Source organism: Peptoniphilus koenoeneniae (genome assembly GCF_030812875.1).
In the GTDB taxonomy this organism is placed as follows: Bacteria; Bacillota; Clostridia; order Tissierellales; family Peptoniphilaceae; genus Peptoniphilus_B; species Peptoniphilus_B koenoeneniae.
On the sequence record NZ_JAUSTN010000002.1, the window covers coordinates 200,510 to 217,171 of the forward strand.

Annotated in this window: 17 protein-coding genes, 1 CRISPR repeat array and 1 riboswitch; of the genes, 6 read left to right on the forward strand and 11 right to left on the reverse strand. The window is 29.8% G+C overall.

Annotated features, from left to right (window positions below):
- Positions 1-45: 45 nt before the first annotated feature.
- Positions 46-615: a thymidine kinase gene (locus J2S72_RS02530; protein WP_023055495.1), complete on the reverse strand. Its 570-nt coding sequence runs from the start codon at positions 613-615 to the stop codon at positions 46-48.
- A gap of 101 nt (positions 616-716) precedes the next feature.
- Here J2S72_RS02530 and J2S72_RS02535 point away from each other — a divergent pair, with 101 nt between their 5' ends.
- Entirely contained in the window at positions 717-1,571 is an 855-nt protein-coding gene (locus tag J2S72_RS02535; protein ID WP_307494923.1) for an aldo/keto reductase, read from the forward strand.
- A 47-nt stretch (positions 1,572-1,618) separates the two neighbouring features.
- Here J2S72_RS02535 and J2S72_RS02540 read toward each other — a convergent pair whose 3' ends face one another.
- The 5 genes from J2S72_RS02540 to J2S72_RS02560 all read right to left on the reverse strand — a co-directional run bounded on the left by J2S72_RS02540 (position 1,619) and on the right by J2S72_RS02560 (position 5,521).
- The gene (locus J2S72_RS02540; RefSeq protein WP_023055530.1) at positions 1,619-1,960 is read right to left on the reverse strand and encodes a type II toxin-antitoxin system PemK/MazF family toxin; all 342 of its coding nucleotides are present in this window, start codon (positions 1,958-1,960) and stop codon (positions 1,619-1,621) included.
- Positions 1,961-1,968: 8 nt separating this feature from the next.
- Positions 1,969-3,099 carry an NAD(P)H-hydrate dehydratase gene (locus tag J2S72_RS02545; protein ID WP_307494924.1) on the reverse strand — a complete coding sequence of 377 codons (1,131 nt, stop codon included), beginning with the start codon at positions 3,097-3,099 and terminating at the stop codon, positions 1,969-1,971.
- Positions 3,096-4,091, reverse strand: a complete 996-nt coding sequence (locus tag J2S72_RS02550) for an LTA glycolipid anchor biosynthesis glycosyltransferase, IagA/BgsA family (RefSeq protein ID WP_023055579.1) — start codon at positions 4,089-4,091, stop codon at positions 3,096-3,098. The genes J2S72_RS02545 and J2S72_RS02550 overlap by 4 nt, the downstream gene beginning before the upstream one ends.
- A gap of 117 nt (positions 4,092-4,208) precedes the next feature.
- A complete protein-coding gene (locus J2S72_RS02555; RefSeq protein WP_307494925.1) occupies positions 4,209-5,003 on the reverse strand; it encodes a nitroreductase family protein in 795 nt (264 codons plus the stop codon).
- On the reverse strand, positions 4,994-5,521 hold the full coding sequence (locus tag J2S72_RS02560) for a phosphatase PAP2 family protein (RefSeq protein WP_307494926.1): 528 nt from the start codon (positions 5,519-5,521) through the stop codon (positions 4,994-4,996). Before J2S72_RS02560 ends, J2S72_RS02555 begins: the two co-directional genes overlap by 10 nt.
- Positions 5,522-5,596: 75 nt before the next feature.
- On the opposite strand from J2S72_RS02560, the gene J2S72_RS02565 reads away from it, so the two are divergent.
- From J2S72_RS02565 to J2S72_RS02585, 5 genes are all read left to right on the forward strand, one after another.
- Complete coding sequence (locus tag J2S72_RS02565) at positions 5,597-7,423, forward strand: ATP-dependent helicase (RefSeq protein WP_307494927.1); 1,827 nt, start codon at positions 5,597-5,599, stop codon at positions 7,421-7,423.
- 56 nt (positions 7,424-7,479) lie between these two features.
- Positions 7,480-7,582: riboswitch (TPP riboswitch) on the forward strand.
- Positions 7,583-7,631: 49 nt separating this feature from the next.
- A complete protein-coding gene (gene thiW, locus J2S72_RS02570; protein WP_307494928.1) occupies positions 7,632-8,153 on the forward strand; it encodes an energy coupling factor transporter S component ThiW in 522 nt (173 codons plus the stop codon).
- Complete coding sequence (thiD, locus tag J2S72_RS02575; protein WP_307494929.1) at positions 8,134-8,961, forward strand: bifunctional hydroxymethylpyrimidine kinase/phosphomethylpyrimidine kinase; 828 nt, start codon at positions 8,134-8,136, stop codon at positions 8,959-8,961. The genes thiW and thiD overlap by 20 nt, the downstream gene beginning before the upstream one ends.
- Positions 8,951-10,348 (forward strand): hydroxyethylthiazole kinase, encoded by a 1,398-nt coding sequence (gene thiM / locus J2S72_RS02580; protein WP_307494930.1) that lies wholly within the window; start codon positions 8,951-8,953, stop codon positions 10,346-10,348. Before thiD ends, thiM begins: the two co-directional genes overlap by 11 nt.
- Before the next feature lie 156 nt (positions 10,349-10,504).
- Positions 10,505-11,287 (forward strand): DUF4300 family protein, encoded by a 783-nt coding sequence (locus J2S72_RS02585; RefSeq protein ID WP_023055516.1) that lies wholly within the window; start codon positions 10,505-10,507, stop codon positions 11,285-11,287.
- A gap of 40 nt (positions 11,288-11,327) precedes the next feature.
- Here J2S72_RS02585 and J2S72_RS02590 read toward each other — a convergent pair whose 3' ends face one another.
- The 5 genes from J2S72_RS02590 to cas1b all read right to left on the reverse strand — a co-directional run bounded on the left by J2S72_RS02590 (position 11,328) and on the right by cas1b (position 16,659).
- A complete protein-coding gene (locus tag J2S72_RS02590) occupies positions 11,328-12,155 on the reverse strand; it encodes an exodeoxyribonuclease III (protein WP_023055623.1) in 828 nt (275 codons plus the stop codon).
- A 196-nt stretch (positions 12,156-12,351) separates the two neighbouring features.
- The gene (locus J2S72_RS02595) at positions 12,352-12,687 is read right to left on the reverse strand and encodes a YjcQ family protein (protein WP_023055479.1); all 336 of its coding nucleotides are present in this window, start codon (positions 12,685-12,687) and stop codon (positions 12,352-12,354) included.
- A gap of 18 nt (positions 12,688-12,705) precedes the next feature.
- On the reverse strand, positions 12,706-12,870 hold the full coding sequence (locus tag J2S72_RS02600; RefSeq protein ID WP_155803731.1) for a hypothetical protein: 165 nt from the start codon (positions 12,868-12,870) through the stop codon (positions 12,706-12,708).
- A 627-nt stretch (positions 12,871-13,497) separates the two neighbouring features.
- Positions 13,498-15,241: a CRISPR direct-repeat array (repeat unit 30 nt; unit sequence ATTTCAATACATCTTATGTTGTTGTTCAAG).
- Positions 15,242-15,376: 135 nt separating this feature from the next.
- Positions 15,377-15,661 (reverse strand): CRISPR-associated endonuclease Cas2, encoded by a 285-nt coding sequence (cas2, locus tag J2S72_RS02605; protein ID WP_023055566.1) that lies wholly within the window; start codon positions 15,659-15,661, stop codon positions 15,377-15,379.
- Positions 15,661-16,659: a type I-B CRISPR-associated endonuclease Cas1b gene (gene cas1b / locus J2S72_RS02610; protein ID WP_023055492.1), complete on the reverse strand. Its 999-nt coding sequence runs from the start codon at positions 16,657-16,659 to the stop codon at positions 15,661-15,663. The genes cas2 and cas1b overlap by 1 nt, the downstream gene beginning before the upstream one ends.
- Positions 16,660-16,662: the final 3 nt, after the last annotated feature.

Here is a 16,662-nt window from a genome sequence, read left to right on the forward strand (position 1 = left end):
TTGAATTTGTTTCATTAAAAGAAATTAAATTCAAACTTTTATTTTTTATTTGTTTTTTAATTTGTTGTAACAATTTCTGCAAAGAGGTTCATATTCATCTTGAGCACCTATAACAAGTCTTTCTTTCTCTTTTGATTTTCTATGGGATACCCAAGCATCACTTCCACATTTAACACAAACTGCATGATGCTTATAAACATAGTCGGCCTTGGGCATTAAGTCTTTAACTATTTCAAAAGGCTTGGCTTCAAAATCCATATCCAGGCCTGCAACTACAACAGTTTTTCCACGATTTAAAAGTTCCTCAATAACTTCAAGAATTTTTTGACTGGGACCCTCTAAAAATTGAATTTCGTCTATTCCCACAACATCAGCATCATTTTCTTTAAAATAATTTATAATATCTTCAATTGAAACTACAATTTCCGCATCCATTGAAGTTTTATCATGGGTTACAATTCTTTTTACATCATACCTCTTGTCCACTGCCGGCTTAAAGGCAACTGTTCTATATTTTGCAATTTTAAATCTCTTTATTTCTTTTTCAAGACTCGATGTTTTTCCTGAAAACATTGAACCTGTATGTACAATTAATTTTCCTTTATATTGATGCATAAAAAACCTCCTTTGTAATTATAACATTTTACTTATAAATTTAAACTAATGGGTATGAATAATAAGAAGTTAAATTAATATTATTTTTGAAAGGAGAAAAAATGGAATATATAAAAAGTGAATCTGGTCAAGACTTTCCTATGGTAGGTTTTGGAACTTTTAAGATGAAAGATCCTGAAATTTTAGAAAAAATGATTGATGGAGCTTATAAAATCGGATACAGATTTTTTGATACAGCTTGGGTTTATAAAAATGAAGGAATGATTGGAAATATTTTGGAAAATTTAAAAATAAGAAAAAATATTGCCCTTGCCACAAAAATTTGGCCCAAAGATTTTAAAAAAGATGATACTAAGATGAGCATTGAAAGATCTCTTAAAGATTTAAAGACCGATTATTTAGATGTAATGTATTTACATTGGCCTGGAGATTTTTCAGATCAAGCTTGGAAAGTTATGGAAGATTATTATGAACAAGGAATAATTAAAAATATTTCCGTAAGTAATTTTACGCAAAAACATTTGGAAAAATTATCTTTAAGTGCAAATATAAAACCTATGCTCGATCAAATTGAGCTTCATCCTTATTTACAATTAAATGAACTTGTTGATTATTTAAAGAAAAATAAAATTATTCCCCTTGCTTGGAGTCCCCTTTCAAGAGGAAATTCATCTTTATTAAATGACCAAGTTTTGGAAAAAATCGGAAAAAAATATAATAAAACTTCTGCACAAATAGCCCTTAAATTTAATATTGAACGTGGTGTTATTGTAATCCCTAAAACAAATCATATTGAACGTGCAAAAGAAAATTTCGATTTATTTGATTTTAGTTTAACCAAAGAAGAAATGGACCAAATTAAAAAAATTGATAAAAATGAAAGAAGCGGCGGAGATCCTAATGACGATGAATATTTAAGAAATACTCAGTATTCAGACAGGTGGAAAGAAGTTTAAAAAAAAGAGACCATAAAGGTCTCTCTTTTTTTCCCGTATTTTATGTATTATAGGTTTAGGCTTACTCTAAGTGCCTTATCAATCTTAGTCATTATTTCATCGGGGAATGAGCCGATTTTTTCTCTAAGTCTTTTTTTATCAATTGTCCTTATTTGTTCCAGTAGGACAACTGAATTTTTAGGTAAGGCAAGTCCCTTTGCCATTACGTTTATATGGGTGGGAAGTCGTGCTTTATTCAGCCTTGATGTAATTGCCGCAACAATAATTGTCGGAGAATATTTATTTCCCACATCATTTTGTAATACTACTACGGGCCTTACGCCCCCTTGCTCTGAACCGATTACCGGTGAAAGGTCTGCGTAAAATAAATCCCCTCTCTTAATTATCATAAAAACACCTAACTTAATGCCATTATAGCTTGAGGTATGTACTCCACTATGTCCGAAGCGGTCATAGATTCCTGACCAAGTTTATCCTTTGCGAAATCTCCTGCAAGTCCATGAATATAAACTCCCAGTTTTGCTGCAAAGAAGGGCTCAAATCTGGAAAGTAATGCACTTACTATTCCTGATAAAACATCACCGGAACCTGCTGTAGCCATTCCCGGGTTGCCGGTTGGATTTATGTATATATTTTTACCCTCACTTATTATTGTACCATTTCCTTTTAAAATTAAAATCAAATTATAGTCTTTTGCGAAAGATTTTACAATATTTTCTCTGTCACTTAATATTTTTTCTATTGATAAGTTTGTTAATCTTGAAAATTCTCCTAAATGTGGTGTTAAAATTTTCTGTTTTGATAGAGGTCTTAAATTTTTTGAAAAAATTGTTAAGGCATCGGCATCTATTACCATTGGTCTATTAATTTTTATAACTTTTTCAAATATTTCTTCTGCCCTTTTATCTGTTCCCATTCCAGGTCCCATGCAAATGGAGGACATTTCTTTTAAACTTTCAAAATTATAGCCCCCATAAATAGCTTCAGGAACTTTTATTTGAAGAATGTTTTTTATTTCTTCCGGGCAATAATTAAAGACCATACCTGCTCCAGATCTTAAAGCGGCTTTACTTGCAAAAAAAGCACATCCACTCATATTTTCTCTTCCGGCAACTATTCCTACCCTTCCCATGTCTCCTTTATAAGCGTCTATTGGCCTTTTAAAGACTCCTTTAAAGTCATTAGGTATAATTACATCATTATTTTTTATCTTAGCTATAGAAACGGCTGTGGCTCTCTCGTGAGATATGGAAAGTTCAAAATTTATATTTTTATATTTACCTCTTGGAAGTCCATTTTTATGGATTACCTGCAAATCTTTAAAAGTTACCTTTCCTATTCCAGTTTTCATTGCCTTTGCCATTGCTTCTTTTGCGGCAAAAATTCCCGCCATACTTTCTTGTGGATATTTTTTTTTGGAAAAATATAAGATTTCATCCTCAGTAAAAACTTTATTTGTAAAACTTTCTCCATATTTTTCCAAAAGTCTTTCAATTCTTTTTATATCGACAATATCAATTCCAATCATAATTTTAAAGCCCTTTCATAATAAGTTTTAAGCTTATCTCCTGTAGCTTCAATGCTGTTTTTTTCCACAAGTTTATAGCCTTGTTCCCTTAGAGAAGGTAAAGTTTTCTCTATAATGCCACAAATTTTTTCTTCAAAACCGTCTATATCTTTAGCCTTATAAATTTCCTCTCCATCTTTTATATCCCTATAAATTTCAATATCTCTAATAAGAGAATCCGTCTTCATGGCAAGAGCTTCAAGAAGGACTATACCCTCTGTTTCTTCATAGGTCGGGAAAAAAAATAGGTTCGCTCTTGCATAGGCACTTCTTAAAAAATTTCTGTCCACATAGCCGGGAAAATGTAAGTTTGGAAGTTCAGTCTGCACTGCATTTTTTACTTCTTTGGGAACAAGTTTAAGGTCTAAATAACCGAACCAATAAAATTCATATTGGGGCAGCCTTTTAGCAAGCTCTACAAAATCGAGAATTCCCTTTCTTTTAATGTAAAGACCCACAGAAACAATAACTTTTTTCCCGTAACTTTTAAATTTTTTATCAAATTCATCAGCATAAGCTTTTTTATTTTGCCAAAATTCCAAATCAATACCATTGGAAATAGGATAAATTTCTTTTTTTATGCCGTAACTTTCAATTAGCTTTTTAGAATAATTTGTAGGAGTTAGTATTAAAGTTGAAGTTTTATAACATTTTGTAATCCACCATTTGAAAAAACCTGCCAAAGCATTGGAAAACAAAAAGGAATTTTTAAAATCTTCTTTTGTTGAATGAGCATGATAAACAACTTTTTTTCCTTTTTTCAATGCCTTTTTAGCAAAAAAATAAGATTTTGGGAAAATTGTATTTATGTGGACAAGGTCAAAATCTTCCTTGGGATTGTCAGTGAAATCAACTCCAACTTTTTTCAGAGCAATTTCCTGATGTTTAATAGCCTTTCCAACTCCGCTTTCTTTAATTTTTTCATAATTATCCTTAAAAAGTAGTACTTTCATCTAATCACCATTTAGAATTATAACATCAATCTTATAAAAGCAATTATTAAAAATTAAATAAGTTTTTCTTAGAAAGTTTTTTGAATTTAAAAACCCCGTATAAAACGGGGTTAATTATTACATCTTAAATTTTGCAACTTCAAAATATTCGCCCTTGTCTTCAAGGATGTTTTCCCATTTGCCTTTTACTCCCATGTATTTTGCCATTTCTTCAAAATACATTTGAATAACGCCGCAATCTACAAGACTTCTTGAATCTTCAAGACCCTTTACCATGTATAAATAAACATAAGCATCTTTAATTACAAATCTCCAAGGTTGTAAATTTTTATGATTGGGAACAAATCTTATACTTGTGAAAATATCAAAAAGTCCTCTTTGTTCAAGAGTTTCCATACTTGCAGGCTTTGTAAAATCACCTTCAAAAACAATTTCATCAACTGCTTTTCTTGGGCTTGCATTGTCAGGATCAAATAATTTTTTTCCTGCTGCATAGCCAAAGCCTATAAGATAATCTATGTTTTCTCCGCCTTCGCCGAAAGCAGCCTTGGCACTTGCTTCATCTACTTGATCAACTGTTATCCAACAAGTATCAAAATCTTCATTAACTATAATTGTATTTAGTTTTTCAAGAAAATATCCTTCTTTAAGTCTTACTTCAGATGATCTGTCTTTAAGTTTAAGTCCTATATAGTGGGGTGCATTAATCATAACTCCACAATATCCTGCTTTGCCTTTAAGGGAATCGGAAATAATTTTTCCGTTTTCAAACATTACAAAGCTTAAATCTTTTTCATTTTCCATTGTTTCTTGAGCTTTTTCTTTTATTAAACTCAATTTGCTTTTTGGAATAGTATTGACTTCAAAATCCCTTACAGATTTTCTCTTCTGTAAAAAATTTGTTAATAACATAATAACCCCCTGTTTAGAAATTTACACACCAAAAAAACCACAATTAAAGCAATGACAATTCCGCCTACAACATCTGTAGGATAGTGAACTCCAAGATAAATTCTCGAAATGCTTATTAAAATTGCAAACAAAATCAAAGGTAAAAAAGCAAATTCATAAAATTTACTTACAACTAAAAATATTATCCAAGCTGCATTTGTGTGTCCTGAAGGAAATGAATAATCATAAAGTTCTATTCCAAAGGATTCCACATAATCATCAAACCAAGAAGGTCTTGGCCTTTGAGCAAGCTTTTTAAAAATTTGGACAAAAAGTTGCGAAATTACCATACAAATTGCATTTACTTTGCCTAGATTTGAATTTTTTATTAAAAATAGGCCTCCGCAAATTATAACAATTGATATTGGGTCTGCAAGACGCGTAAATAGCGGAAAAAATTTATCCATGTATTTGTTTTTTATCTTGCGGTTAATTATTGATATGAAAAAATCATCAAAATTTTTTAAAATATTTTTCATTGTCTTTATTATAATACACAGTCTATTTTTATTAAAGTGTTTTATATTCAGCCTTTTGTTATAATAAAAATGATTATGGAACTATCAAAAGAACAAAACCTTGCCGTTAATTTTTTAAAAGGCCCTGCCTTTGTTCTAGCAGTGCCCGGTGCAGGAAAGACAAGTATTTTAATTTTAAGAACTCACAATTTAATAAATATGGGCATAGATCCTAAAAAAATTTTAACTATAACTTTCTCCAAAAAATCTCAAATTGATATGGAGAAAAAATATATTGAGCTTTTTAATGACAAAAGAGCAAAGTTTTCAACCATACACAGCTTTTGTTTCAGAATTTTAAGATATAACTCCAAATTAAATTCTAAGCCTTTAAAAATTCTCGAGGGTCAAAAAATTTCAAAATCAACTATTTTAAAAAATATATATTATGAATTTAATAAGACCGGTGTAAATGATGAAAATTTGGAAAAACTCCTATCCAATATTTCCTATATTAAAAATTTACTTTTAAACCCTCATGATTTTGCCAAGGAAAATAAAAATCTATGTAAAAATTTTTTAAATATTTATTTGGCTTATGAAAAATATAAATCAGATAAGGGACTTATTGATTTTGACGATATGCTTACAAAGACCTATGAACTTTTGCTTAAGGACAAAAAACTTTTAAAAAAAGTTCAAGATTCTTTTTCTTACATTCAAATTGATGAAGGCCAAGACACTTCCCTTGTTCAATATAAAATCATAGATCTTGTAGCAAAACCCCATAATAATATTTTTTTAGTTGCTGATGATGACCAATCCATCTATGGCTTTAGGGGCGCAAAAATTTCCGAGCTTTTTAAATTTAAAGATAAAAATAATCCTCAAGTTTTTATGCTTGAGGAAAATTACAGGTCCACAAAAAATATTATAAATGCAAGTTCTTCTTTTATTGCAAAAAATAAAAAAAGGTTTGATAAAAAAATTATTGCAACAAGAGATTATCAAAAGCCAGTCCATCTTATAAAAGTTAAAAATCGCCATGAGCAATTTAAATTAATTGCAAGTTTTTTAAAGGGCAAATCCAATGCCATTTTATATAGAAATAACATAAGTGCTATAAGTCTTATAGAGTTTTTAGAAAAAAATAAAATCCCCTTTAATATTAAAGAGGGAAAAAATACTTTTTTTAACTCTACAATTCTTTTTGATCTTTTAAATATTTTAAATTTTAGCAGAGATACAGGAAATTTAAATTTACTTAAAAGTTTTTATTATAAGATCAAAGGCTATATTTCAAAAAATATGATAAATTTTTTGAAATATAAAAAAACCGATAATCTTTTTGAAGAGCTTTTAAACTATCCTAACCTTCCAAATTATTATAAAGATAATTTTCATGAGCTTATAATTGATTTTAAAGTTTTAAAAAACAAAAAAATTTACGATGCTTTGCTTTTTATATTAAATGACTTAAAATATTTGGAATTTTTAAAAAGAAGTTCTGAAAATTTCGGCATGGCTTATAAAGATGCTCTTGAATATCTTGACACGATTTTATATTGTGCAAAAGATTTGGATTCTTTAGAAGAATTTTTAGGTCGCTTAAGGCATCTCCAATATTTAATTAAAAGACCTCAAACTTCTGAAGATTCAGTTTTTCTTTCCACCATTCATGGAGCAAAGGGCCTTGAGTTCGAAAATGTATTTTTAATTGATTTAATCCAAGGAAATATTCCATCCTCTGCTTCTCTTGAAGCCTTAGAAAATATGTCTTCTGAAGCATATGAAGAAGAAAGACGACTTTTTTATGTAGGTCTTACAAGGGCAAAAAATGACTTATATCTTTTTTATCCAAAATATTATCTTGATAAGGAAATGGAAATTAGTGAATTTTTTTCGGAAATGGAAAATTTATGATTTTGTAAAAAGTTTTTTCAGTGTTATAATAAAATAAATTAGGGAAACCTAAAATATATATATAAACCGGGAGCTTGATAACAGGCTGAGAGGGAACTGAGAGTTTCGACCGTACCTGATTTGGATAATGCCAACGTAGGGAAAAATTAGAAATAATATAAAACTTTCAGCTGCATTGTTAATCTTGTTTTCTCGGTAAGGAGATATTATGAAGTTTAAAACAAGAAAATTGACATTAGCAGCTGTTTTTATTGCAATTGGAGTAGTTTTCTCCTTTGTAAACATTCCTTTAGGCCTTGCTAAGTGCTACCCCATTCAGCATATGATTAATTTATTAGGTGCTGTTTTACTTGGACCTCTTTATTCAGTCTTGGTAGCATTTTGCATTTCTCTTATTAGAAATTTATCCGGCACAGGTTCTCTATTAGCTTTTCCCGGATCCATGATAGGAGCTTTTTTGGCAGGAATTTTATACTATAAGACCAAAAAATTATCCCTTGCCTTTTTTGGCGAAGTTTTTGGAACTGGAGTTTTAGGAGCACTTGTCGCCTACCCTGTTGCAAAATTTTTATTAGGCTCACAAGCTGCCGCTTTTGCTTTTATAATTCCCTTTGGAGTAAGCACTCTTGGTGGTTCAATTGTGGCACTTTTAATAATTCTTGCTCTAAAAAAGACAAATGTTAATGAATATTTAAATTCAGAAAGGACTCATGAAAAAAATGGATTTTAAAAAAGTTAAAACCGTCCTCACCATAGCAGGATCAGATTCCAGCGGAGGCGCAGGAATACAAGCGGACTTAAAAACAATGACTTCTTACAAACTTTTTGGTATGTCCGCCATAACGGCAATAACTGCTCAAAATACAGTTGGAGTACAATCCTCTCTTACTATTGAACCGGATATGCTAAAAGCTCAACTAACTTCAGTTTGTCAAGATATATTACCTGATGCGGTTAAAATTGGGATGGTTGCAAACACTGAACAAGTTAAGGTAATAGTTGAAATTATAGATAAATATTTAAAAGAAAAACCTATAGTCCTAGACCCGGTCATTACTTCTACCAGCGGATTTACCCTTGTTCCTGAAGAAACTATTGAATTTATGAAAAAAAATCTTTTCGGAAGAAGTATTGTAATTACACCTAACTTAATTGAAGCCGGATATTTATACAAGGAAAAAATTGATAACTTGGAAAAAATGAAAGAAGCTGCAAAAGCTTTGGGCGAAGAATATAAATGCGGAGTTTTAGTTAAGGGAGGCCACCTATTAAATTCAAAAGATGACGTTCTTTACTACGATTCCAATTTATATGTAATATCAGGAGAAAATGTAAATAATCCTAACACTCACGGAACTGGTTGTACTCTTTCCAGTGCCATTGCTTGTGAACTTGCATTGGGAAAAAATTTATTAGATGCTATAAAAGGTGGAAAAAATTATTTAACTGGAGCAATTAAATATGGTCTAAACCTGGGCTCAGGCCGAGGCCCCGTTTATCATATGTATAATTTAAAGGAAATTAAAAATGCAAATTAAAACATCTTTAATAAAACTTAGAAAACAATCCCCCCTTGTTCATGCAATTACAAATAGTGTCACAAGTTCCAGGGTTGCCGATATTATTCTATCCACAGGTGCAAGGCCTATGATGAGCGATTTTTCCATAGAAGCCCAAGAAATAACAAAAAATTCTCAAGCTCTTCTAATAAATTTAGGCATGCTTAATGAAGACAAAATGAAAGCTATAAGGCTTTCTTTAAAAACTGCCAATGAAAATAATATACCTGTTGTCCTTGATCCCGTTGGAGTGGCAAGCAGCAAAGTAAGAAGAGATTTTGCAAACGAACTTCTTGAAAATTATAAGTTTAATGTCATTAGGGGAAATTACAACGAAATAAATTATCTTGTAAATAAAGTGGAATTTACAGGAGTTGACTCTCAAAATGAAGATGAAAATTTAAAAGAAAAAACCTTTAAAGACCTGGCAATTAAACTAAACGAAAAAACAAAGGCAGTCATTCTTATAAGTGGCAAATACGAAATTATAGCCGACTCTTCAAAAGTTTTCTCAATCCCAGGAGGAAACAATCTTCTAAGAAAAATAACCGGTGCAGGAGATATGGAAACGGGAATAATAGCAAGTCTTCTTGCAAAACCCATTTCATCCTTTAAAGCTGCAACCATGGCAGGGATTTTTTTAAGACAAATTGCAAGTCAATGTGAAAAAAATAAAAGTATAAATCCTCAAGATATAATTATTGCCATGGGAAAGTTAGACGAATTTGAAGGCAAAGCAACAATTTTAGAATCTCCCTATGAACTTAAAGAAGGACTTGTTTATGGACTTGATCCAGGAAATAATCTTTTAAAAATAAAAAATGCCTTAAAAGGAGGCATGGATATTTATCAAATAAGAGATAAGGAAGCTGACGATGAAACCCTTGGAAAAAAAGTCTTAAAAATTCGTGAAATAATGAAAGACTTTCCCTGTCTTTTAGTTATGAACGACAACTTAAAAGTTGCAAAAAAATATGATCTTGCAGTCCATTTAGGACAAGAAGATGAACTTATTTCAACAGCAAGAAAAGAACTTGGAAGAAATAAAATAATAGGGGCAACTGCAAAAAATCTTAAAGAAGCCATAATAGCAGAAAATATGGGAGCATCTTACATCGGATCTGGAGCATTTTTTAAAACTCAAACAAAAGATGACGCACAAATAATAAGCCTCGAGGACTTAAAAGATATTATTGACGGAGTAACAATCCCCGTATATCCCATTGGCGGAATCAACTTAAAAAATCTAAGCTACTTCAAAGAGATAAAGTTATCAGGAGTCTGTATGTCCAGTGCCATATTTTCAGAAGATCAAAATAAAATCGAAAATATAGTAAAAAATATAAGAAAAAAATTGAAAAAGTAAAATCCAGAAAAATATTTGCCATATTTTTCCCATAGAGGCAGGAACAAAATCCTGTCTCTTTTTTATTTGCTCAAAACCTTAAAAAAAATATATAAAACTTTATCTTTTTAATATTAGTGTAACTTTTAAAAAATTTTTTTAGTTTATAATAAAAATATGAAAAAGATAATTATATTTATAGTTTTAAGCCTTAGCTTAATTGCCTGTGGAAGCTCTGAACCTAAGTATTCAAACCTTGGCGATGAAAATAGTAAAGAAATACTAAGTAAACTTTTTGAAAAAAATAAACTTGATAATTTTGAAATACTTTTAAAAAATATTGAAGCTTTCAACTCAACAAATGAAAAAAATATTGTAACTTCTTGGAAAAAATTAAAGTTTGGACCCACTGACCCATCACAATTCAATGAAGATTACACAAAAACAAACAATCACTTGAATTGCAGAGAAAGTGTCGCCCTTTCAATTTTAAACTCCATTGAAGTTAAAGAAGAATCTGAAAAAGGAACCTACTTAATGTTTGACAGTCAAGAAATTAAATCCTTTCCTGAACTTAAAAATATAAATCCCTGTAAATTTTTTGGACTTTTCAATGAAATTGACGCAAAAAACATTGAAGAAAAAGATTTAAAAACTTTTTTACAAAAAGCCCTTGACTCTAAAAATATTCATTTTAAAAATACAAATGTTAAAACCGTTTTTGCCTATATTTACGACAAGTATGACCAAGTTTTATTTGTTGGCCATGCCGGTATTCTTATGGAAGATCAAAACTCAAAGGGATTTTATTTTTTTGAAAAACTTTCCTACTATGAACCCTATCAACTCACCTATTTCAAAAATAAAAGTCAACTAATAAAGCTCCTAAAATCTCGCTATACCTTTAATGATGACGTAAAAGAACCTATTATTGTAATGGATGGACAAGTTTTGGAATAAAAATAGACACACAAAATTTGTGTGTCCTTTTTTTATAAATTTAAAGTCCTATTTCAAGAAGAATCGGAGCGTGATCTTGCCTTTCTCCGGAATCCACCACTTCCGATTTTTTTATTAAATCTTTTATTTTATCGCTCACTAAAAAATAATCTATTCTCCAGCCGGAATTATTTATTTTTGAAGTTTTAACCCTTTGAGCCCACCAAGTATAAGCCCCCTCAACATCTCCGTGAAGATATCTGAAAGTATCAACAAAACCTCTATTTAAAAGATTTGTAAATCCTTCCCTTTCCTGGTCTGTAAAACCTGCAGACATATGGTTGGAATCAGGACTAGCCAAATCAATTTCCTTATGAGCCACATTAAAATCTCCACAAGCAACAATAGGCTTATTTTTATCTAAAGCCTCTAAATAATCACCGTACTTTATATCCCAAACCTGTCTTTCCTTTAGTCTTTTTAAACCATCTCCCGCATTAGGAGTATAAACTTGAGTAAAATAAAAATTTTCAAACTCTAAAGTTATTATTCTTCCTTCCAAATCCATTGTATCCGGAGCACCAATTTTGGGAAAAGATGCCTTCACCTGTAAATCTTTTTTGTAAAAAACCATATTTCCCGCATAACCCTTCCTTGCCGGAGGACAAGAAGAAACAAAATAAAAATTGTATTCAGATAATTTTTCTTCTAAAATTTCCAAATGTTTTTTAGTTGGACCCTTATCAGAAAGTTTTGTTTCCTGTATAGCAATAATATCCGGATCCTCATCTTTTATTGTTTTTAAAACTTGCCTTGAAAGTGAAGCCCTGGGGGATTCTCCCGTAAGAGCCGCATTTAAAGAATCTATATTCCAAGAAATAAATTTCATCATTCACTCCTTTTTTTATTTTTTGTTAAATATCCTTACAATTAAAAATTGTAACAAAGAAGCTTTTTTATTTCAAACCATAATAATTATCAAGAATTTTCTTTTAAGGTAAATTAAAAACATAAAAATGCATATTTAAAAAATCTTAGAAATTTTAAAAATTTTTATTTCTTTTTTTGTTTATCAAATATTTCTGTTATTCCTTTTGCATTTTTGAATTTTCTTTTAAATACTCAATTCCCTTTGATGTAATTTTTATCTCATCAAAGTCCGACAACAAAATATAATCTCCACCCCAGGCTTTTTTTACCACTAAATTTTTTATATAACCATCTTCTTGCATCATTAATAACACTTCTATGAAATATTCTTCAGAAATGTCATTAATACCTATAACTTTATCAAAAGTCATCTTTTCAAATGAAATTTTTCGTTTTAGAACAGCGTAATAGTACAAAAGAACCTTAAATACTATTACATCATAATCATCTTTAGCTATATTTGCCTCCAATAAAAAAAGCACATCTAACATTTTGTCGTCAGTGTGCTGTTAATCTTCTATAATTTCAAATTTTTCTGGATCATATAAATAATCTTCACCCGTGTCATCGATTATCCTTATAAATCCTTTTTCAAATCCTAAAGATTCATAAATTTTATTTTTTGTAAGTGAGATTCCCTCACTCTTCCCCAAATATTTAACTTTCATCTTCAAAAATCCTCTTTAATTTAATTTCTTCTCTTTGACCATTTGCCTCATACCAATGTATTTCTGCCTTTAATGATTTTCCTTTAAATTTTATTTTTGTAGTACCACTAATTTTTTACCATTTATTTTTGGGATGCTTATAAAAACTTTCTAATCTTGGAGCTTCTCTTATTGGAGTTTTTACCTATAACAATAACATTTTCAACTTTCTGACTATCAAATTTAACATGATCTGAACCAATAAATTTTATAGGATAATTTTTCCCCGAACCTTTTTTAAACCCATCTCTAGACAAGACACCTTTAATCAAAGTTTTGGGATTTTCAGAAAAATCTATCCTTTTGCTTTTAACACTTGTATTATCATCAGTCCATTTTTTAGACCAAACATCTTGCTTCTTACCATCTCCTGGTAAATAGTCAACTGTGCAGTTGCATCTCTGGTGTCTTCTATAAACGTCTTTTGGAACATTAGTGTATTCGTATACACCAACAACTTCTTTACACCAGTCACAACAACTTCCAACTTCTTTTCTTACAATTTTAGGAGTCAGACCCGAGTTATATTGAAAGTCTGCATTGGTTTTAATAGTATCATCAAAATGTTAGACTCTTTATTTAAAACGTCTTACTATTTCAATACATCTTATGTTGTTGTTCAAGTTCTGTTAATCCAAGGTTATACAATTTTACATTCCTATTTCAATACATCTTATGTTGTTGTTCAAGGTGATAGTGAGCTTGATAGCTTTCACTAAGGCTACACCATTTCAATACATCTTATGTTGTTGTTCAAGTTTAAGGCTTGTAGATACCATAGCGTTTTTAAAATCATTTCAATACATCTTATGTTGTTGTTCAAGCTGAATATACATTGCCGTCGCTGTCTACTGCTACATTTCAATACATCTTATGTTGTTGTTCAAGGCAGATCCTTTTTTGTCTATAACTTCTGCAACTATATTTCAATACATCTTATGTTGTTGTTCAAGCCATCTCCATAAATTGACCATCTTTTCCCAAAAAAAATTTCAATACATCTTATGTTGTTGTTCAAGAAATGCCATGGCAAACGCAACAGTATTAACAGTCGCATTTCAATACATCTTATGTTGTTGTTCAAGCTATGCTACTTTTAATTTTAATGCTCGCCATCGTAGGATTTCAATACATCTTATGTTGTTGTTCAAGAGAATTGAGGGTAAGAAACTATAAGAGTTTTAACTGATTTCAATACATCTTATGTTGTTGTTCAAGCTAGAACTAGAAAATATTCAGTTATTCCAAACACATTTCAATACATCTTATGTTGTTGTTCAAGTAGTAGATGCAAGCATAACTTTAACCGCGCTTGAGTATTTCAATACATCTTATGTTGTTGTTCAAGAATTAAAAGTGATTTTAGTTTAAATCAATTTATCATATTTCAATACATCTTATGTTGTTGTTCAAGCAACGTGTATATTCATCCACTCCTGTTGTTCCGTAATTTCAATACATCTTATGTTGTTGTTCAAGGAACTCAATTTCTCTACTATTCATAGTCTTCACCCGATTTCAATACATCTTATGTTGTTGTTCAAGTGCTGCTCCATACAGTCCATCAAAAATTAATCTTCCATTTCAATACATCTTATGTTGTTGTTCAAGATTTGATGATTTAAAAATTAATTTACAAGTTGGATCCATATTTCAATACATCTTATGTTGTTGTTCAAGATAGAAGAAAGTGCCAAGATTTTAAAAGCTAAGTTATTTCAATACATCTTATGTTGTTGTTCAAGCAAAAAAAGAATATCAAGAGGAAGTTGGCAATCGATATTTCAATACATCTTATGTTGTTGTTCAAGAGACGTTGTTACAGAGATGGAAATTTACAAAAGGCTATTTCAATACATCTTATGTTGTTGTTCAAGAAAAATTCTTATGATGTTTGGAATAACTTCAGAGTAATTTCAATACATCTTATGTTGTTGTTCAAGTTGAACGTCTTCGTATCTTTCAAAAAGCATTCCGTCATTTCAATACATCTTATGTTGTTGTTCAAGACCAAAATAACCAAGCAGATGTGAGATAATATAAGTGATTTCAATACATCTTATGTTGTTGTTCAAGTTTTAAGAGCATATATGTAGAAGTTTACAATCCAGATTTCAATACATCTTATGTTGTTGTTCAAGTTAGGTAAATATGCTAAAAACAAAAACATCATAATAAATTTCAATACATCTTATGTTGTTGTTCAAGACTTTCTTTTTATGTTTCTTTGGATCTAGTACGTATTTCAATACATCTTATGTTGTTGTTCAAGCTATTCTTGGTGGTTCTTGTGCCACTACACCTATTGATTTCAATACATCTTATGTTGTTGTTCAAGGATTGTAAATAAGCCTTTTTATTTTTATACTTTGTCTGCATTTGGCTTTTTTACGTTTTTTTTATTTTTTTACCAAGCTTTTTATTTTTTTTATTTTCTCTATTTTTAGGGAGTTTTTTTATTCGCCTGGTACTTTTATATTATATCATCTTTGTCAGTGTCTATTTTATTTGGTTTTCCTATATTTTCTTCTTCAAAATAATTTTTGCTGTACAATTTTATAAGTGTTACAAAATCCTCTTCTTTAATGATAGCTTTTAATTCTCTTTTTAATGCCATTATTTTTGATGGTGTGATTTCACCTTTAAAAACTGATTTCTGATGATGGTTTAAATATTTTTTGCAAATTTTAAATATTTTGCCAACTCTTTTTTCTGACACATCATAAAATAAGAAAATATAATTAAAGTTTTTTGACATTAGTATTTGCTCCTTAGAGAAAAAGGAATGAAATTTTCACCTTCTAATATAAATTTTATAAGTTTGTAGCAGTCCAGTTTAATTTGAGTTCTATAACTTACGTTTCTTTTTAGTTTTTCATTTTTAAATTTGCTCTCTATTCGTTCTTCAAAGGCTTGCAAGAAAATTTTTCTGCCTCCTTCATTAAGTAGACAATAATTTAAATTAGATTCAAAGTGTTTTTCCACTTTTATTCTTTTGTTGTTTATTAGATCGAATATGGTTTTAAATACTATTACAGGTTTAAAAACTTCACATATGTCTAAAGACAAGCTGAATCTGGATTCACTTGGTTCGTGTAAATAACTTATGCTTTGATTTAAATGGGTTCTATATATGGCTGAAATTGTCTTTGTGTATAAAATTGAGTTGCCAAAAGAAATAAGGGCGTTTATTGGGTTGTCTGGAGGTCTTTTTACTCTTTTGCTCATTACAAAATCTTGATCTAAAAAATATTTAAAATTCGAATAAAATCTTTGCCACAATTCTCCTTCGTAACTCATAAGTTCAAAGATGTTTTCAGATTTTTCTATTTTTAAAATTAATTCGTTTTTTATATAGTCTAAAAAAGGTTTCACTTCTTTTTTGTCATGTTTATAGTAATGGTAGACCACTTCATAAATATTTATTAAAATACCTTTTACTATAGGGATTGCAATTTCCAATCTTTTATTTTTATAAGCTTCAACTTGAGATATTAAAAGTCTTCCACTTATATAGGTATCTCTTGGATAATATGTTCCGCTATAATTTCCATAATAGTTAAAAAAGTGTAAAATTACTTGATTTTGCGAAAGAAAATCTAATAATTTCGTATTTATACTTGTTTCATTAAGTAGATAAATTTCTTTTACATTTTCTATTGGAATATAAATGTTTTTATTATCTTTTCTAAAGCATAGAGAGTTGTCTTTTCTCTTTATCTCTCCTTCTGAAAGAATATATTTTGTAGTTCCCATAAA